General features: G+C 40.6%; 17 protein-coding genes and 1 tRNA gene. 10 read left to right on the top strand and 8 right to left on the bottom strand.

What is annotated here, in order from left to right:
- Positions 1-125 precede the first annotated feature (125 nt).
- The 4 genes from HXN26_RS04015 to ispE all read right to left on the bottom strand — a co-directional run bounded on the left by HXN26_RS04015 (position 126) and on the right by ispE (position 2520).
- Positions 126-284 carry a DUF4295 domain-containing protein gene (locus HXN26_RS04015; protein ID WP_014708478.1) on the bottom strand — a complete coding sequence of 53 codons (159 nt, stop codon included), beginning with the start codon at positions 282-284 and terminating at the stop codon, positions 126-128.
- Between the two features lie 38 nt (positions 285-322).
- Positions 323-511: a 50S ribosomal protein L33 gene (gene rpmG / locus HXN26_RS04020; protein WP_004364424.1), complete on the bottom strand. Its 189-nt coding sequence runs from the start codon at positions 509-511 to the stop codon at positions 323-325.
- Positions 512-515: 4 nt separating this feature from the next.
- Positions 516-779 carry a 50S ribosomal protein L28 gene (gene rpmB / locus HXN26_RS04025; protein ID WP_025000860.1) on the bottom strand — a complete coding sequence of 88 codons (264 nt, stop codon included), beginning with the start codon at positions 777-779 and terminating at the stop codon, positions 516-518.
- 907 nt (positions 780-1686) lie between these two features.
- A complete protein-coding gene (gene ispE, locus HXN26_RS04030; RefSeq protein WP_273158897.1) occupies positions 1687-2520 on the bottom strand; it encodes a 4-(cytidine 5'-diphospho)-2-C-methyl-D-erythritol kinase in 834 nt (277 codons plus the stop codon).
- Between the two features lie 133 nt (positions 2521-2653).
- Here ispE and dnaB point away from each other — a divergent pair, with 133 nt between their 5' ends.
- The 3 genes from dnaB to HXN26_RS04045 all read left to right on the top strand — a co-directional run bounded on the left by dnaB (position 2654) and on the right by HXN26_RS04045 (position 5085).
- Entirely contained in the window at positions 2654-4174 is a 1521-nt protein-coding gene (gene dnaB, locus HXN26_RS04035) for a replicative DNA helicase (protein ID WP_273158899.1), read from the top strand.
- 61 nt (positions 4175-4235) lie between these two features.
- Entirely contained in the window at positions 4236-4937 is a 702-nt protein-coding gene (locus tag HXN26_RS04040) for a DUF421 domain-containing protein (RefSeq protein ID WP_273158902.1), read from the top strand.
- A 19-nt stretch (positions 4938-4956) separates the two neighbouring features.
- Entirely contained in the window at positions 4957-5085 is a 129-nt protein-coding gene (locus tag HXN26_RS04045; RefSeq protein ID WP_273158904.1) for a hypothetical protein, read from the top strand.
- Positions 5086-5362: 277 nt separating this feature from the next.
- Here HXN26_RS04045 and HXN26_RS04050 read toward each other — a convergent pair whose 3' ends face one another.
- Positions 5363-5899, bottom strand: coding sequence for a cob(I)yrinic acid a,c-diamide adenosyltransferase (locus HXN26_RS04050; RefSeq protein ID WP_273158906.1), 537 nt, complete (start codon positions 5897-5899; stop codon positions 5363-5365).
- A gap of 326 nt (positions 5900-6225) precedes the next feature.
- Between HXN26_RS04050 and htpG the strand changes: the two genes are divergently transcribed.
- Positions 6226-8283 carry a molecular chaperone HtpG gene (gene htpG, locus HXN26_RS04055; protein ID WP_273158908.1) on the top strand — a complete coding sequence of 686 codons (2058 nt, stop codon included), beginning with the start codon at positions 6226-6228 and terminating at the stop codon, positions 8281-8283.
- A 284-nt stretch (positions 8284-8567) separates the two neighbouring features.
- On the top strand, positions 8568-9914 hold the full coding sequence (locus HXN26_RS04060; RefSeq protein WP_273158910.1) for a YihY/virulence factor BrkB family protein: 1347 nt from the start codon (positions 8568-8570) through the stop codon (positions 9912-9914).
- A 494-nt stretch (positions 9915-10408) separates the two neighbouring features.
- Here HXN26_RS04060 and lolA1 read toward each other — a convergent pair whose 3' ends face one another.
- Both lolA1 and HXN26_RS04070 read right to left on the bottom strand, forming a co-directional pair.
- Positions 10409-11020: an outer membrane lipoprotein periplasmic chaperone LolA1 gene (gene lolA1 / locus HXN26_RS04065; RefSeq protein ID WP_273158912.1), complete on the bottom strand. Its 612-nt coding sequence runs from the start codon at positions 11018-11020 to the stop codon at positions 10409-10411.
- A gap of 23 nt (positions 11021-11043) precedes the next feature.
- The gene (locus tag HXN26_RS04070) at positions 11044-13491 is read right to left on the bottom strand and encodes an FtsK/SpoIIIE family DNA translocase (protein WP_273158913.1); all 2448 of its coding nucleotides are present in this window, start codon (positions 13489-13491) and stop codon (positions 11044-11046) included.
- Between the two features lie 102 nt (positions 13492-13593).
- Here HXN26_RS04070 and HXN26_RS04075 point away from each other — a divergent pair, with 102 nt between their 5' ends.
- From HXN26_RS04075 to tilS, 3 genes are read left to right on the top strand one after another with little or no spacing between them, the layout of a single operon-like run.
- Positions 13594-14277, top strand: a complete 684-nt coding sequence (locus HXN26_RS04075; protein ID WP_025000867.1) for a 3'-5' exonuclease — start codon at positions 13594-13596, stop codon at positions 14275-14277.
- Between the two features lie 2 nt (positions 14278-14279).
- Positions 14280-15491: a class I SAM-dependent rRNA methyltransferase gene (locus HXN26_RS04080; RefSeq protein WP_273158914.1), complete on the top strand. Its 1212-nt coding sequence runs from the start codon at positions 14280-14282 to the stop codon at positions 15489-15491.
- Positions 15481-16887, top strand: a complete 1407-nt coding sequence (tilS, locus tag HXN26_RS04085) for a tRNA lysidine(34) synthetase TilS (protein ID WP_273158916.1) — start codon at positions 15481-15483, stop codon at positions 16885-16887. The genes HXN26_RS04080 and tilS overlap by 11 nt, the downstream gene beginning before the upstream one ends.
- Positions 16888-17338: 451 nt before the next feature.
- Here the strand turns inward: tilS and HXN26_RS04090 are convergent.
- Positions 17339-17412: transfer RNA gene (locus tag HXN26_RS04090), tRNA-Arg, on the bottom strand.
- Positions 17413-17804: 392 nt separating this feature from the next.
- Here HXN26_RS04090 and HXN26_RS04095 point away from each other — a divergent pair.
- Both HXN26_RS04095 and HXN26_RS04100 read left to right on the top strand, forming a co-directional pair.
- The gene (locus tag HXN26_RS04095; RefSeq protein WP_025000869.1) at positions 17805-18233 is read left to right on the top strand and encodes a hypothetical protein; all 429 of its coding nucleotides are present in this window, start codon (positions 17805-17807) and stop codon (positions 18231-18233) included.
- 193 nt (positions 18234-18426) lie between these two features.
- Positions 18427-19524, top strand: coding sequence for a metallophosphoesterase (locus tag HXN26_RS04100; protein ID WP_273158918.1), 1098 nt, complete (start codon positions 18427-18429; stop codon positions 19522-19524).
- Positions 19525-19650: the final 126 nt, after the last annotated feature.

The following is a 19650-nucleotide window of genomic DNA, read 5'->3' on the forward strand; positions in this document are numbered from 1 at the left end:
GCCTAAAGGTACAAAAACTTTAGGAAATAGCAAAGCCCTGGCTTGAGAAAGTCGGAGCTTTGTGCATAAAAAAGAGGATGTATCAATTTTGACACACCCTCTCTATACTTTTAAAATATAAGTGCTTAGTTCTTAAAGAAGTCCTTAACAGCTTCATTAGGAACCATCTTTTCATCGAAGATGTAAGCTCCAGTCTTAGGACTCTTTACCATCTTGATTACCTTTGTATATGCGCGACCATCCGTTGATCCTTCATGGAGGGTAGCGACCGCTTTCTTTGCCATAGTCTATTATGCTTTAACTATTTGTTATAAACGTGTGCTTACTTAATCTCCTTGTGAAGAGTCATCTTCTTAAGAATCGGATTGTACTTCTTAAGCTCTAAGCGTTCAGCAGTATTCTTACGATTCTTAGTAGTGATATAACGGCTTGTACCAGGCAGACCGCTACTCTTCATCTCAGTGCATTCAAGTATAACCTGAACTCTGTTACCTTTAGCTTTCTTTGCCATGATATTAGTCTCCTATAACTTTAATATCCTTCCAGTCTACATAACCTTTGGATACGGCTTGCTTCAACGCACGATCTAAGCCTAATTTGTTAATTGTACGAAGACCAGCAGCACTAATCTTCAATGAAATCCAGCAGCTTTCTTCTACATAGTAGAATTTCTTGCTGAAGAGGTTTACGTCAAAACTGCGCTTTGTGCGATGCTTTGAGTGAGACACATTGCAACCAATTTGTGCCTTCTTTCCTGTGATTTGACAAATCTTAGACATTTCTATCTGTAGTTTTGTAATTCGTTAATTGATACCTATTCCAAACAGGTTGCAAAATTACAAAAATATTCTTAACTAACAAAGAAAACTGAAAGATAATCAAAGGAATTAAGTTTTTTTTCGAGTTTTTGCTGAAATCATCGTACATTATGCTTAAAATGGCAAACTGTGAGAAGTTTTTAAATAACATGAAAAAAACTATTTTACCAACATTAAAATATCATCTTAATAAAGTAAAAAAACAGTTTAATATTATTTGAGAATTGTTTAACTGAAATAAGCAATACTTTTTGTTATCATTACAAAAGTATTACGCTTGTAAGAAACAAATATCACTGAGGTTTATTTATTTTTAGATAATGATGGATAAATAGGGGAATGTGTTCATAAAAGTAGAAGTTTATTTTCTGAAGAGTTAGAGATTATTTTAATTAAAGCAATTGTTTTTCAATTAATTAGATTAGCACAGAACAAGCAATTATTCTAAAATGAAAGCATAAAAAAAGCACGACCGACGTCGTGCTAAAGCCTTTATAAAAATCAAAATCTTTTTTGGTTGAGCTTGATTAAGGTTGTCACCTCACGGTGTCAAACCTAAATCTCGCGTCAAACATGTTATCCTAATCCAACAAATCTTATACCTTGAAAAACCTATTGATACCTAAATACTTTTCTTTACTTAAACAACTAATCTTTTATAACCTAAACAATCTATTCTATTTATTATAACCTAAACAATTTTCTTCTTTTGTACTGCAAAGTTATAGAACATTTATGAAACCTCCAAAATATCTGATTATAATTTTTATAATAATTTCAATTAAATGATATACATCAAGTGTTTTGGTGCGTTTTAGTCAATTTTCAGTCCTAAAACCATTCAAATTGCATTACACAAAAGATTTGTTTACAATTGACAAATATAAGTAAACATTTCCTTAAAGACTTCAGGCAGCAGGGTAGGGCGTGTTTGGAAGATGCCGAAAAAGGCACTTCCACTACCAGACATCTGCGCATACATAGCCCCCATGTCGTACAGTTGTTGTTTTATACTGCGTATTTCTGGATATACATTAAATATAGATAGCTCGAAATCGTTGTTAAGGTGTTTGCGCCATTCATCGTTAATGGGTTGCGCTACGATGTCTTTACATATTATAATAGGTGATTGTGGTTTTACGAAAGAGAAAGCTTGAGCCGTAGAAATAGCTACTAGTGGCTTAACGATTAGCAAATATAAGCCTTTAAGATGGGCGCATTGATCGCTCATTGGCGTAAGAACGTCGCCTATTCCAGTAGCAAACGATGGTTCAGCTGTTACGAAGAAGGCACAATCGGCACCCAAACGGGCTGCATAACGTTGTAGAGTAGGAGCGTCAAGGTTCAAATTACAAAGTTCGTTGAGTACTCTAAGGGTGTAAGTAGCGTCCGACGAGCCACCTCCCAGACCCGCTTGAGAAGGAATATTCTTCTCTAAACCGAAGTCAACGTGCGGCAAACAATAGTCAGAAGCGAGCAATTTGTACGCCTTCACGATTAGATTATCGTCTAAATTACCCTCTATGGCATTGCCACTGAGCGAAAGCGAGCACGTACAATCGGCTCCTTCGCCAACAAACGCTTCGAGTTTATCGGTCAGCGGTACAGGATAGAATACCGTTTCAAGGTCGTGATAGCCGTCATTACGCTTGCGTACCACATTCAAACCTAAGTTTATCTTACAATTAGGAAATACTATCATTTTTCTTTCGTTTTTGTTTTGTAGCGGAAGGCAAATTGTTTAATGCTTTCAGTTAAAAGCTTTTGCAAAGATAGAAAATCATTATGGATAACTTGCGATAGTTTCCAAATTTTTGATTACTTTTGTAGCTGTTATGCCAGAAAAGAATAGTAATAACGCAAAAAGTACACGTAGACGCTCTGCCGCGCCTATTGATACATCGTTTGGGCACTTGCAACCCCAGGCATTAGATATTGAAAAGGTAGTTCTCGGTGCATTGATGATAGACAGCGATGCCTTTACTGTTGTGTCAGAGATGATCCGTCCGGATACGTTTTATGACCCACGACACCAGAAAATATATGGTGCCATACAGTCATTGAACCTCCACGAGAAGCCAGTAGACATTATGACGGTGGCCGAGGAGCTGAAACGCAGTGGCGAATTAGAAGAAGTGGGCGGACCAGCCTACATCGTTGAGCTTAGTTCGCACGTTGCATCGTCGGCTCATATTGAATATCATGGGCGCATATTAGCTCAGAAATACCTTGCACGCCAGCTTATTCAGTTTGCCTCTATGGTAGAAACTGCGGCCTTTGACGAGACTGTTGATGTGGACGAACTCATGCAACGAGCTGAAGGAAGCCTATTTGAACTCTCCCAAAAGAACATGGCGCAAGAGTATACGCAGATAGATCCCATCGTAAAACAAGCGCACGAGATGTTGCTAAAGGCTGCAAACAATAAGGATAGTGGCGGCTTAACAGGTATCTCAACGGGCTTTACGCAATTAGATAAGATAACTGCGGGCTGGCAACCGTCCGACCTTGTCATTATAGCGGGCCGTCCTGCCATGGGTAAAACCTCGTTTGCGCTGAGCCTTGCAAAGAATATTGCTATTGATAGTCGTGTGCCTGTTGCTTTCTTCTCGCTTGAAATGAACAACGTTCAGCTCGTAAACCGCTTGCTGTCTAACGTTTGTTCCATCTCAGGAAGTAAGATATTGAGCGGTCAGTTAGACCCTGCCGATTGGGAACGCTTCGATAATAACCTCCGCAAAATGGATGGAGCGCCCATCTATGTAGACGATACGCCCGGCTTGTCGGTCTTTGAATTGCGTACAAAAGCACGCCGTTTAGTGCGCGAACATGGTATAAAGGTGCTCATGGTGGACTACCTTCAGCTGATGAATGCGAACGGAATGCGTTTCAGTAGCCGTCAGGAAGAAGTCTCAACCATAAGTCGTTCGCTCAAAGGATTAGCTAAAGAGCTGAACATTCCTGTGCTGGCACTATCCCAGCTCAACCGTACCGTAGAGCAACGCGATGGTATAGAAGGTAAAAGACCGCAATTAAGCGACTTGCGTGAATCGGGTGCCATCGAGCAAGATGCCGACTTGGTGCTCTTCGTACATCGTCCCGAATATTATCGAATCTTTCAAGACGAGAAGGGAAACGACCTCCATGGCAAGGCGCAAATCATTATTGCCAAGCACCGTAAAGGCGCAACCGACGATGTTTTGCTATCGTTCCGTGGCGAATACACACGCTTTGCCAATCCCGACGAGGACAGTTTTATGCCTGCAGGCTTACCAAACGATTTCGGTGGCGAAATTATTGGCAGCAAAATGAACGACGACCCGCTGCCACCGCCTGACGACAGACCGCCGTTTTAACCTCGTTGCAAAGATGCAACTTCTATATTTATAATGGTATAATAAATAAAATACAAAACAAATGATATATTTAGTTCAGCCTTACATAGATATTGCCCTGAAACTTATCACAGGTATGATAGGCATATTGGTATTTCTGCGCATAACAGGAAAGGCGCAGTTGGCACAGATTACACCGCTCGACACCGTGAGTGCTTTCGTGATAGGTGCTTTGGTCGGTGGTGTTTTGTACAATCCAGATATGTCTATGTGGCATATTTTATTTGCTTTGGCAGTGTGGACAGCGTTCAACATGCTCATTCGCTTTGCTATGCGGTCGGCTCGTTTGCGCCATTTCATAAAAGGAGAGAGCGTGCTTCTTGTAAAAGATGGTGTTATAAACTTCAAGAATTTCAAGCGAAACAGTCTTGAAATGGAACAGTTCCGCTTGCTATTACGCCAGAAAGGAATCTTCTCTATGTTCGATGTTGAAGACGTATTGTTCGAGGCTAATGGTTCTGTTACTGTTTTATCACCAGGTAACAGGTCAGCATCTTTCTTGCTTGTGAACAATGGAGAGATTGTCGAAACCACCTTAAAACAATGCGATCGTTCTTCGGCCTGGGTGCTTCGCAATATCAAACGCAATGGTTTCGAAGCTCCTTCACAATTATTTTGCATGGAGTGGACACCTAACAAAGGTTTCTATTTCGTTACATACGCTGGCGATGTGAAACGTGGCGAAGAAGATGTTGCAGTAGATGATAGCGGAGATATTGTATAAATAGTTTTTCTTTTAAATTGTGGAAATAACGAAAAGTCCACGCCATGATGATATTTTCTCATGGCGTGGACTTTTCTTTTTTTCTTTGTTTATATCATTCTCTGGTGGTGGAGAAGCTATTTTCTATATTTATCATAACCATTATTAGTTTTTAAAAGTAGTGGTTTTGAATTGCAGAAATCATTTAAACATTTTTCACAAATAAGACTATTACATAACTAATTGATTATGAACGTTTTGCAAAAGGGGTTGTTTTGCGTTGTAAAAGTGCCTATATTGCAACGCAAAACAGGCACTTTTGCAAATCAATAATGCCGTTATTACTTTTTAACAATATCGTAATCGTAAAACAACATTGTTTTTATCGTGTTGTATTGGGTATTGTTTAGGAAAAACAAACAGCTATTATGGAGCAATTTTCCGACTTATCTGTCGATGCCATCGCGCGACAAAAGTCCTTTGTTGGCATAGTAATGCTTTACTTCTTGCATATCTGTTACAAGGTCTGCATAGTCGATAAGCTGTTGCGGAGCGTAACGTCCAGTAAGCACAACTTCGGTATTCGAAGCACGATTGTCCAGCGCTTCTATCAGTTTTTCCAAACTAATAAGTTCCATGTGCAGAGCTATTGTAACCTCATCGAACATTACAATGTCCCAATCTCCAGACTTTAAGTACTGCGAACACATGCGTAATCCTTCTTCAGCCTGACGTTTATCCTCTTCATCAGGCACACGAAGCAACATGCAACCTTTGCCAAATTGCTCTACAGATATATTATCAAAGTGTTCAGCAATGTGAGTTTCATTGTACTTTATCGACTTCATAAATTGTCCGATAAATACTTTTTTGCCTGCCATGCAAGCTCTTATGGCCAATCCAAAGGCCGCAGTAGTTTTGCCTTTTCCATTGCCCGTGTAGACATGAACCTGTCCACGACTTACCATTTGTTTTGCGCTCATGTGGTCAACGAATAGTTATTTTATGATGAGAATTAATTTCTTACACATTATTATATATAGTAGCTGCTCATGACTGCTATATTTTTAGTTAGTTCATAATCGGTTTTTGCTATGTCTAATTCGCTACAAAAGTATAAAATTAAATAGAATTAAGCAAACAATAGTATAACTATTTAAATAAAATATAACGATCTTAAAAAGCTAAAGAAGGGGCATATACCAAGATAACCTAGCTATTTCTTGATGTCAAAGTAGGTTTTAAACACTTTGGCACACTATTTGTAAATTTATCAGCAGACAGAAATTAACAAATAAAACATATAATTATGCAAAAAGGAAAAATAGGAGTAACAACAGAGAACATCTTCCCTGTCATCAAGAAATTTCTCTATTCAGACCACGAAATCTTCCTTCGTGAAATGGTTTCTAATGCTGTTGATGCAACACAAAAGTTGCGCACACTCGCTACAACTGGCGATTTCAAAGGCGAAACAAACGACCTTAAGGTTTCGGTTAGCCTTGATGAAAAGGCAGGAACACTTACCATAAGCGACAACGGTATCGGTATGACAGCCGAAGAAATAGACAAATACATCAACCAGATAGCCTTTTCGGGCGTTACAGACTTCTTAGACAAATACAAAGATAAGGCAGAAGCAATCATCGGACACTTCGGTCTCGGTTTCTACTCGGCCTTTATGGTGTCTAAAAAGGTAGAAATTATCACGAAAAGCTACCGCGATGGCGCGCAAGCGGTTAAGTGGAGCTGTGACGGAAGCCCTGAATTCGAGCTGGAAGAAGCCAAAAAGGAAGGTCGTGGTACCGATATTGTACTCTATATCGACGACGATTGCAAAGAGTTTTTGGAGAAACAGAAGATTGAAAGCTTGCTAAACAAGTATTGCAAGTTTATGTCTGTACCTGTCGTTTTCGGCAAACGAACAGAATGGAAAGACGGAAAGAACGTTGAAACTGACGAAGATAACGTTATAAACAGCGTTGAACCATTGTGGGCAAAGGCTCCATCAGGACTGAAAGACGAAGACTATAAGAGCTTCTACCGCACGCTTTTCCCAATGAACGATGAACCTTTGTTCTGGATTCACCTTAATGTTGATTATCCATTCAACCTCACTGGTATTCTCTACTTCCCACGTGTGAAGAACAATATCGAGCTTCAGCGTAACAAAATACAGCTCTATTGTAACCAAGTATTCGTTACCGACCAGGTGGAAGGCATTGTTCCAGAGTTCCTTACCCTACTCCACGGCGTCATAGACTCGCCAGATATACCGCTGAACGTGAGCCGTAGCTACTTACAAAGCGATGCTAACGTGAAGAAAATATCTACGTATATCACCAAGAAAGTGGCTGATCGACTGAACGGAATATTCAAAGAGAACCGCAAAGAGTACGAAGAAAAGTGGAACGATCTAAAGCTTTTCGTTAACTACGGAATGCTTTCTCAGCCAGATTTCTACGATCGTGCAAAAGATTTCTCGCTCTTTACCGATGTAGATGGCAAGAACTTTACATACGAAGAGTATCGCACACTCATCAAAGACAACCAGACTGACAAGGACGGAATGCTTATTTATCTTTACGCAACCGACAAAGACGAACAGTATTCGTACATCGAAGCTGCACGTGCAAAGGGCTATTCGGTTGTATTAGCAGATGGACAGTTGGACGTTCCTGCTGTTTCAATGCTTGAACAGAAGTTCGAAAAGTCGCGTTTTGTACGTGTAGACTCTGACGTAATCGATCGTATTATTGCGAAAGAGAAGGCGGATAACGAGCAGAAACTTGCAGAAAACGATACCGATTTGCTCACTCAGGCATTCCAATCACAGATGCCTAAGATAGAGAAAGCCGAGTTTATGGTAGCTATCGAGGCTTTGGGAGAAACCGCACAGCCTGTTATGGCAACGCAAAACGAGTACATGCGTCGTATGAAAGAGATGAGCCAATACCAACAAGGCATGGCTTTCTACGGACAAATGCCTGATACTTACACCATTGTATTGAACTCTGATCACGCAATTGTAAAGCGAATACTCGAAGAAGGCAATGCTGAAACTGCCGAAAAGCTAAAGCCTATCCTCAGCGAAATTAAGGGATTGCAGGCTCGCGAAACCATTTTGCGCCAGGAACAAGGTAAGAAAAAGGCGGAAGAAATTACACAAGAAGAGAAAGATGACCTCAAGAATACAGAGGAATCGCTCAGTAAACAGCGTGCCGAAAAGAACGATATTATTGCAAACTATGCCAAAGGCAACGATGCAATACATCAGCTTATCGACCTCGCACTCTTGCAAAATGGTATGCTAAAAGGTGCTGCACTCGACAAATTTATCAAACGTTCGGTAGACTTGATAAAGTAAACTGTTGAGATAAAGCAGTTATAAAAACCAATATATGAGCATAACTATGATTTTCGTAATCGTTGCTTTGATCGTAGCTATCTTATGTATTTACTTCATATTTAGCTAATTCAATTATAACTAACTTTACGAAACGATGTGTAACAGCATTTAAAAGCTAATTTATAAATTTGATAGATAGCTGATCGTAATATCTATATAAAAAGGTGAAATCGTTGCTGATTTCACCTTTTTTTATTAAGTTTGCACTATAAGTTCTACTTTTTTATGAAAAAGAAACGACAATGAAGTTTGACATAAACAGCATAAAATACTTCTTAACCACAGGAATGTGGTTGAAAACAGAGCATGGGTCGAAGCGTAGAAATATAGTTATTCAACAGCTGCAGAAGCTCTATCTCGCCATAAAATTCTTCCTTGAACGCGACCATATAGCCGCTACAACACAGCTATCATTCTCTACTCTCATGGCAATTGTACCTATTGCAGCCATGATTTTCGCTATTGCGAACGGCTTTGGCTTTGGTAAATTCATCGAAAAACTATTCCGTGAGATGCTGTCAGCGCAACCTGAGGCTGCCAATTGGCTGCTTACACTCACCCAATCTTATCTTCTTCATGCCAAAACCGGACTCTTTATCGGTATCGGACTGGTGATTATGCTTTACAGTGTGTTCTCTTTGATAAGGACAGTAGAGTATGCTTTCGACAGTATTTGGCAGGTTAAGGGCGCAAGACCCATTGGTCGGGTCATCATAGACTATACTGCTATGATGTTTCTTTTACCCATTGGCATTATCATATTGTCGGGTCTGAGCATCTATTTCTATAGTTTCGTAGAGAATTTAAACGGTCTTCGCTTCCTCGGAACCATTGCAAGCTTCTCTCTTCGCTATCTTGTGCCGTGGATAATCCTTACGCTTATGTTCATTGTGCTGTATGTTTTCATGCCCAATGCAAAGGTAAAGATTACCAAAACAATAGGTCCTGCCATGATAGCCAGCTTGGCTATGCTATGTTTACAGGCTGTTTACATTCACGGACAGATATTCCTTACAAGCTATAACGCCATCTATGGTTCGTTTGCAGCGCTTCCTCTGTTCATGTTATGGATACTTGCGTCGTGGTATATCTGCCTTTTTTGCGCTGAACTCAGCTATACCAACCAGAATTTAGAGTATTATGAGTTTATGATAGATGTTGGAGATATATGCCATAACGACCTTATGCTGCTGTGTGCAACGGTATTAAGCCACATCTGTCAGCGCTTTGCAAACGGCGAAAAGCCTCATACGGCAATGCAAATAAAGGTAGCTACTCACATTCCTGTACGTGTTACGGTGGACATTCTTTATAGATTGAAGGAGGTAGAACTTATTTCAGAGAACCAATCTCCTACTACTGAAGAGATAACATACACACCAACACACGACACAAACAACATTACTATAGGTGAAATGATGGCCCGTTTAAATGCATCACCTGTTTCTAAGTTCGCTCATTTAGGCATTTCGCCTAAAAAAGTGTGGAACCGTGACATATATAATAAGGTGCAAAAGATTCATGAGGCTTATCTGAATGAATTGAAATCTATCAATATCAAGGAGCTGATAAACCAGCCAGAAGATTAAAAAACGAACTTGTTTATTTTGCCAAACAGCATTGAGTATCTTATAAAAATAGGATTTTGCAAATGCAAAAACCTTTCTTTATGTAGTAGATAGCTTCGCTTTCTGAATTCGAAAGATGGTTGTAAGCCACCTACCCCACTCTGTTCAACTACCTTATTGTATAAAGGTGAAATTAGAACTGATAAGCTAAAGTTATGCAATTAAAGTGTAAATATTTTTCAGAACCGATTTAATCACGTAACGTTCTAAGTATCAATAGAATACAAAAGAGCCTGTTTTGCATTGCAAAACAGGCTCTTTTGTCGTGCAATATAGGCGCTTTTACTTCACAAAACAATCGCTTTTGCAACGTCATAGCGTTTATATCGTTTTCTACATGTGCTTTCTTTACAAAATGAAAGCGATTATCTTGTTGTTCCTCTTCTATCTATTCCAAGTTCATCTGATACCTCTAAGGGTTCTTGAAAAACTAAAACTGCACCTGAAAGATACTTCTAACGCAAGTCAATAATCTCTGCTGAAGGTGCATCAGAGTGCTTAAATCGGAAGTTAGAATTAGACTGTGATACGGTACGGAAGTTGCTAATGTTTATCGTAACCCACTTTTTACCTTGCAACATCTTTATCTGTTGTGGATAATAAGACTTTGAAATGGTAATATAAAATTCCTGCATGCTACGGGCTGGGTGTATGGCTTGCAAGTGAACAACGTATGTATTGTTGACCGTTTTCATCGACATGCGGTAACCATTCTTGTACATTGAGATGAAAGCGTAAGGGTTCATCGACATGCGTTGGGCTTCGTTAGGCGTCGAAATATTCACTTCGTTTGTGCTTTTCATATACGCCCACTGCGTTTTACCATCGAACCAGATAGTTGTTTCGGGCGTTACGGCCTTGAACTTTTCGCCCTTTAAAGCGATACTACCCGATGCTCTGCCTACCTCTCCACCGGTAATTGTGAAGTTAGCAGCGGCTCCACCACGACGTCCAACAATGGCAGCTGCATTGTCTAACACTTTCTTTGCATCTGCAGTACTCTGTCCAAAAGCACTCACACTCAACAAGAATGATAGAGCTAATAAAATGTTTCGTTGTATTTTCATTGTCTTTTTAACTCCTTTTGCTTTTACTTATGTAATGATGAAAGTAATGATTCAAGACTCATTTCATCGCCAATCAGCACTTCACGAGGTTTAGAACCCTGTGCTGTACCTACAATACCAGCCTTCTCCATCTGGTCCATTAGACGACCAGCGCGGTTGTATCCGATGGCAAAGCGGCGTTGTATCATACTCGTAGAACCTTGTTGGTTCAACACTATAGCACGTGCCGCATCTTCAAAGAGCGGATCAAGGTTCTCATCAAGGGCTCCGCCAGCTATTCCTCCTTCCTCTACTGCAGGTTCAGGTATTGATAATGGCGCTACAGGACCAGGCTGTGTGGCGATGAACTTAGAGATATCTTCCACCTCTGGCGTATCTACGAAGGCGCATTGCACACGCGTTGGCTCGCCACCATTGAGGTAAAGCATGTCTCCTCGTCCCACAAGTTGCTGCGCTCCGGGGCGGTCCAGAATGATACGAGAGTCCATCATGGCACCTACACGGAATGCTATACGGCCAGGGAAGTTGGCCTTTATGTTACCTGTAATAATTGAAGTTGTTGGTCGTTGGGTTGCAATAATCATGTGAATACCAATCGCACGCGCCAGCTGAGCAATACGAGTAATTGGCATTTCAATCTCTTTTCCAGCGGTAAGAATAAGGTCTCCGAACTCGTCAATGATTACAACGATGTACGGCATAAACTCATGTCCTTCCTCAGGGTTAAGCTGATGGTTCAAGAACTTCTTATTATATTCCTTTATATTGCGCGCTCCTGCAGCCTTCAACATATCGTAACGATTGTCCATCAGTACACAAAGACCTTTCAAAGTCTTTACAACCTTCTGCACATCAGTGATGATTGGCTCGTCTTCGTTCTCCTCTACTGCTGCCATAAAAGGCTTAGCGATGGGCGAATATATACTAAATTCAACCTTCTTAGGGTCAACAAGCACTATCTTAAGGTCGTTCGGATGCTTCTTATAAAGCAAAGATGTAATGATAGCGTTAAGTCCTACCGACTTACCTTGACCTGTTGCACCAGCCACGAGTAAGTGTGGTATCTTTGCTAAGTCCACCATATACACATCGTTTGTAATGGTTTTACCCAACGCTATTGGCAATTCCATCGTGCTTTCCTGGAACTTTCGTGAGTTCAAAATAGAGAACATAGACACGATAGAAGGCTTTGCGTTTGGTACTTCAATACCTATTGTACCCTTACCAGGCATCGGTGCGATGATACGAATACCGATAGCAGCCAAGCTTAGGGCGATATCGTCTTCCAAATTCTTAATTTTTGAGATGCGAACACCTTGTGCAGGGGTAATTTCATAGAGGGTAATGGTAGGTCCAACCGTAGCTCTAATGCTGCGAATTTGTACTCCAAAGTCGTTCAACACCTTTATAATACGGTTCTTATTGGCCTCTAACTCTTCCTTATCAACGAAGTTTACGTTATTGTCAGAGTCGTATTGCTTGAGCAAAGTAAGGGTAGGATACTTCCAACGGGTAAAGGGTTCGTGTGGATTAATAGGGGTTGAGAGGTCTGTTGTGCCTGCTACTATCTTGCCTTGTGCCTTCTCTTGCTCTGCAGGAATATCTACCGTCATACCAATTTCGGTATCTAAATCATCTTCAGATTTGCCCATTTTGCTTGCAACACTTTCCTTTTTGGTTGGTTTTATCACTGCTTCGGGCAGATTATCATCAAGGAAATCCACAGTTTGAGGCTCGGTATTTATGAACTTTTCAACCTCTTCTTCCTCTATTTCATCGGTGTTTTCGTCTACTTCCTCCTTAGTATTGTTGTGTCGAACAATGGTAAATTTCACCTTATTACGTAGATATCCCACTGGATTCAGAATCTTTTTAACCACCGTTATAGTCTCTGATGTAAGGTAAGTGAGGAATCCTAACATCGTAACAGCAAGGATTGCGAGCAGTCCAGGCTCTCCAATAATGTTCTCAACGTACTCTACAACGAACCTACCATGGTCGCCTCCAGGGTTGAAAACGTTCTCGCTCATGAGCGGTGTAAGGAATTTTGCAAAGGTAATCGAGCTCCATGCCATTACCAAAACCATTCCAAAGAACCACTTCCATAGGTTTACTTTCTCGTAAGCCTTCATCATTTTCACTCCACAGAGTATGATATATAACGGTATTATGAACGCGGGGATACCGAAACATCGCGATATGAGGTAGTAAGACAATAACGCTCCCACTGAGCCACAATAGTTTTGAAACTCCTTTGCGCTATTTTCAATCTCGCCAGGACGCAATGCTGTAACCAAACTTTGGTCGGCTGCGCCTGTCGAAAAGTAGCTTATGAAGGCAACTAATATGTAAAGTGCAAGACAAAGCAATACGAGTCCGAATACAAAACCTGTCTTATCGTTTATTATATAATGTGCGCCAATAGCCTCACTGAATGTTTTCGGAGTCTTCTCCGTTTTCTTTTTTGCCATTATCAAATGTTTAATTCAAATGCAAAAGTACTAAAAATTTGCCATATAATCGGGCATATTTTCAGAAGATTTTGCTAAATTTGCAAAACGAAACAGACAATGATGATTACAAAATTATATAATAAGGTCGATAAAAAGAGTATTCCCGACTTGCCGCGCGTAACGTTTCAAGGCAAGGTTGTGGTAGTTCTTAACGAAGCAGAAGCCAACAAAGCGGTTGATTTTCTGCTCTCGTCGGACATTCTTGGTATTGATTCTGAAACGCGTCCAGTGTTCAAAAAGGGGCAACATCATAAGGTTGCGCTGCTTCAAGTGAGCACGAGAGACATATGTTTCCTATTCCGTTTAAATCTTATAGGCATGCTTCCATGCATCATTAAACTGCTCGAAGACACCACAGTACTGAAGGTTGGACTGTCTTTGCACGACGATTTCATGATGTTGCACCAGCGTGCTGACTTCAAGATAGGACGTTTTATAGACCTTCAAGATATCGTTAAGGAGTTCGGAATAGACGACCTTAGTTTGCAGAAACTATATGCAAACCTCTTCCATGAACGCATTACGAAGCGCCAACAACTATCGAATTGGGAAGCTCCTATACTAACAGAGAAGCAGAAAATATATGCTGCTACCGACGCGTGGGCATGTATTAAGATTTACGAACGACTGCAAGAACTACAGAAAACACAAGGTTACGAAACCATAACAGTACCCGAACCCGAACCTAAAAATACCGAAAGTATCGATAAAACCGATGCCGAATTCACACAAAAGAACGATTGAACATGTATAAGAAAATAGTTTTAAAGAAAGGAAAAGAAGAGAGTTTGCTACGTAAACACCCATGGGTGTTCTCTGGTGCAATCCTTAAGCTGGACGAAACACTTGAAGAAGGCGAACTCGTTCAGGTCTACACACACAACGGAAACTTCATTGGTGTGGGACATTTCCAAATCGGTTCCATCACCGTTCGTATTCTTTCGTTTAGCGATGTGCCTATTGATGCTGACTTTTGGCAAAGCCGTTTGAAGGCAGCATGGGCTGTACGCGAGGCAATTGGAGTCATTCGCCCAGAGGGAGATGGTGCATCTACAACTGGCGAAACAGTGAATACAACCTATCGTTTGGTACATGGCGAAGGCGATAACCTGCCTGGTTTAATCGTTGATGTGTATGGAACAACTTGCGTTTTGCAGGCGCATTCAGTGGGAATGCACGTCTCTCGCTTTGCAATAGCCGATGCTTTGCGTGCCGTTATGGACGAAAAGATTGACAGTATCTATTATAAGAGCGAGACAACGTTGCCCTTTAAGGCTGAATTAGGACAAGAAAATGGCTTCCTTTATGGTGATACTGATAACAATATTGCCATTGAAAACGGACTAAAGTTCCACATTGATTGGCTCAGAGGACAGAAAACGGGCTTCTTTATCGACCAACGTGAGAACCGCAGCTTGCTCGAATACTATGCAAAAGGACGCTCGGTGCTAAACATGTTTTGCTATACGGGAGGCTTTTCGGTATATGCTATGCGTGGCGGAGCTAAGATGGTGCACTCTGTTGATAGCTCTGCAAAGGCGGTAGAACTAACCAACGAGAATATAGCTTTGAACTTCCCAGGCGACAATCGCCATGCTGCTATATGCGAAGATGCTTTCAAATACCTTGATGATAACGATGGAAAGTACGACCTAATTGTGCTTGATCCACCTGCATTTGCCAAGCATCGCAGTGCATTGAAGAACGGATTGCGTGGCTATACTCGTTTGAATGTAAAAGGTTTCGAACGCATCAAGAAAGGCGGTATATTATTTACATTCAGCTGTTCGCAGGTTGTTACAAAGGAAAACTTCCGCCAAGCTGTGTTTACAGCAGCTGCTCAAGCAGGTAGAAAGGTTAGAATTCTACATCAAATACACCAGCCTGCCGACCACCCAATAAACATTTACCACCTCGAAGGCGAATATTTGAAGGGGTTAGTACTTTATGTTGAATAAGGTAAAGACATACATCGACACCCACAAACTGCTCCGTCCAGATGGTCGTTATATCGTTGGACTATCCGGAGGAGCCGACAGTGTCGCTCTAATACTTATACTTAAGGAATTAGGTTACTGCGTTGAAGCAGCACATTGCAACTTCCATTTGCGTGGCAAAGAGAGCCAACGAGACGAAGATTTCTGCATAAAGCTGTGCGAAAAGAATAATATTAAACTACACCTAATTCACTTTTATACAGCAGAATACGCAGAATTAAATAAAGTAAGTATTGAAATGGCAGCTCGAACACAGCGTTATGACTATTTCGAAACCTTACGACAAGAGATTGATGCCGATGCGATTTGCATTGCACACCATCGTGATGATTCGGTAGAAACTGTACTTCTTAATCTTGTTCGTGGTACTGGCTTACGCGGATTGATGGGTATTCGTCCTCGTAACCAACATATTTTACGCCCCCTCCTAACTTGTTCTAAGTCTGAGATTGAGGACTATTTGTTTGCAAAAGAACAACCTTTTGTAACTGATAGTAGTAATCTCGTAGCTGATGTAAAGCGAAATAAACTTAGATTAGAGGTTGTTCCAACGCTGAAAGAAATCAACCCATCGTTTGATGAGACCATTGTTAGAATGTCGGAAAACATCGGTGAAGCGCAGAAAATCATCAATGCATCTTTAGAAAACGCCTTTCATCGCATTGTAACGGTAGAGAATGGAGAGGTAGACGCTTTGTTGCTACGTCTTCAAGAAGGTATTCCTTCAAAAGATTTGCCTAACCTCCGTATCAATATAGCAGCCCTTAAAGATTATGTTTCTCCTGAATATTTCCTCTTTTATCTTCTCTCTCCCTATGGTTTTACTTCACCACAGATACGAAATATCGCTCTTTCGTCATCATCAGAGAGTGGAAAAGAATATATAACAGATACTTACACGCTTCTATTCGACAGAAAGATGATGCTTCTTTCAAGGCGTGAAAAGACAGTTTCAGCGCCTTTACAACTGTTCCAAATAGGCAAATTTGTCTACTCAGACCAATGTATGATTGAGATAATAGAAGAAGTTGTAGACAATAATTTTACCATTCCTACCACCCCAAACGAGATTGTTGTAGACAAGGCGAAGGTGCATTTTCCACTTGTTTTGCGCCGTACAGCAACGGCAGACCGCTTCCGTCCTTTTGGAATGAAAGGCTCTAAGCTGGTTAGCGACTACCTTACGAACATAAAAGTTGATGCCATCAGCAAGCGCAAACAACTCGTTTTAGTTGATGGTAACAATGAAATCATGTGGTTGGTGAGTCGCCGTTCCAGTGAAACATATCGCATTACAAGAAACACTACGACAGCTTTGCGCATTCGCTTCTTATCGTCTCACACTACCCTTGTTTAGTGTAGAAGGCTTACTTGATAAGAGATTAAAAAGCAATAAAACTGTAAATATTTTTTCAAAGTATGATTGTTGTCTAACAAGCTATATATCAATACTTTGCAATACCCATTGTTTTGCAAGGTAAAAGCGCCTGTTTTGCACGACAAAAGAGCCTATATTGCAACGCAAAACAGACGCTTTTACAATGCGAAACAACTTACCTTGCTTTTCACTTGTGTTTTTCTTTACAATCCAGAACGATTATACGGGCAAACCATACCTATATTAAGGTGGTACAATTTGTTCTTTTGTGGTTGTCTATTCAGTCGTTTACATTAAGAAGCGCTACCCACAAAATAGAACAAAAGACTTTCTTTCGAGCTGCTATTTGATACTTAACACATTGTTTTAACTCCTTTGCGACAAACTTACCAGCAACAAATAAGGGAATACCGAAGTATTCCCTATGCTGTGACTCCGATGGGATTCAAACCCATGACCTCAGGAACCGGAATCCTACGCTCTATTCAGCTAAGCTACGGAGCCATTAAAACAGATTACAGAAGTACTGCTAAATGGGGCAAAAAAGAATATTTTAGCCTGTTAAATGCAGTTATTTCTTATGTGCAAAGATACGGCAAAGTTTGGAATTGGCAAAATTTACATTCTACAAAATGCGGTATAAAGCAGATGTAAAGAAATCATATTATTGAGAAAACCAAGCATTTTAAGGTTCTTAAACAAAGCTTATGAAGTAACCGTTTGTATCATTAGTTTTGTTAAGTAATACTTAATAACTTGATTATCAAGCATTATTTTCGTACCTTTGCAGCCGTTAATATGAAGCCGAGGTTAGGTGCACCGATTCTCATGTACGCCCTACCGCATGACTTACCTATGCTTTTGGCAAGTTTATAGGCTTCGGAAAATTGTATATAATGAGAATCTTGAAATTATTGATAGTAGGGTTTTTAATGACAATGGCAGCTGGTTCTGCAAGTGCAGGAACCGCCGAAAAGATTGAAAATTTTGACTGGCGCCCCGTGATGGACGCTATTATGCATGTAGAAAGTAGAGGAAATGCAAAGGCGGTGAATGGTCCACACGCTGGAATTTTGCAGATTTCGCATCACGTAGTAAACGAATGTAATAACATCTTGAAGAGTAAAGGCAGCAAGAAACGCTATAATTTAGCCGACCGCTTCAGTCCTGCTAAGTCGAGAGAGATGTTTGTTTTGTTCCAATCACGCCATAATGTAGCCAACAATATAGAGAAGGCTATTCGCATGTGGCATGGTGGAATCAACTTCAGCGTAAGCAAAACGCAGAACTATTATAATATGGTGAAGAAGTTTTTAAGGCTCTAAGCAGTCGTTAAGAGGACAATAACAAAAAACTTCGGTGCATTGATAAAATGTAATATCCAATGCTTCGAAGTTTTTTTATAGTAGGTTGTGAAGTGGCAATCAAGACGTTATGGCACACTCTTGTAGGCTGACGATTTCGGCATAATGTTTGTTCGATAAATCTAAAAAGATAAAATATAAGACTGTTTAGGATATGAGTATAATAGGAATAATTGTGTTTCTCCTTGTTTTATTAGGGAGTAGCGGATACATTGGTTGGCATGTTTGGCAGCTGTTGCCGTTAGGATTGGTTGGTAAATGGCTTGTCGTGGGTGCTATGCTGCTGTGTTTCCTTACTATTTTCGCCAATTTTATTTTAGACAAGAGCCCTATGCGCGTGGCAATAGCGATGTATGAGGTGGGCAATTCGTCTATTTTCATCGGCTTATACCTGCTCATGTTCTTCCTTGTTCTCGACTTAGGACGACTTGTTCGCCTTGTTCCGAAATCGTTTTTATACAATAGTTGGGCAGGAACAGCAACTATCTTTGTCGTCATCGTGGGCCTGTTTGTCTATGGTTATCTTAACTATATGCACAAGGAACGTGTAGAATTGACGCTGAATACTGAAAAGAAAATGAAACAAAAGCATCGTGTTGTGATGATGACCGACCTGCATTTGGGCTACCATAATCGGGCTGACGAGTTCAGAAAGTGGGTAGACAAGGTGAACAAAGAGCAACCAGAAGCTATTCTTATCGCAGGCGACATCATCGATAGGAGTATCCGTGCTTTGACAGAACAGGATATGGCAGCAGAGTTTAGAAGGCTAAAAGCACCCGTATATGCTTGTCTTGGCAACCACGAATATTATAGCGGAGAACCTGATGCAAAGCGGTTTTACGAGGAAGCGGGCATTCATTTGCTTATCGACAACTATGCTTTAGTGCCTTTAAAGGGTGGCGATACGCTACTTGTTGTGGGGCGCGATGATCGCACAAATAAGCGTAGAGCACGCTTAAAAAACCTTATGGAGAAGGTGCCGAAGGGTTATTACACCCTACTTTTAGACCATCAGCCTTATCATTTAGAGGAAGCTGAGCAGGCAGGCATTGACTTTCAGCTGTCTGGACACACGCATTATGGACAGGTTTGGCCCATCAGTTGGATTGAAGACCTTATATATGAAAAGGCTTTCGGACCATTGCAAAAGGGTGAGACACAATATTATGTGTCGTCAGGCATTGGTATTTGGGGTGGAAAATTTAGGATTGGTACACGCTCTGAATACGTGGTTGCAGAACTTCAGTAGTGCTTTAGTTCGGCAAACAAACTACAAAGGATTAGGATTAGAATAAGTCTATAAAAAGCAAAAACCATAAAGCAGTGTACAACTTGCTACTTTATGGTTTTTGTTTATATCTGTAAATGGATATGG

Origin of the sequence: Prevotella aurantiaca (genome assembly GCF_015262605.1) — a bacterium.
Lineage (GTDB): Bacteria > Bacteroidota > Bacteroidia > Bacteroidales > Bacteroidaceae > Prevotella > Prevotella aurantiaca.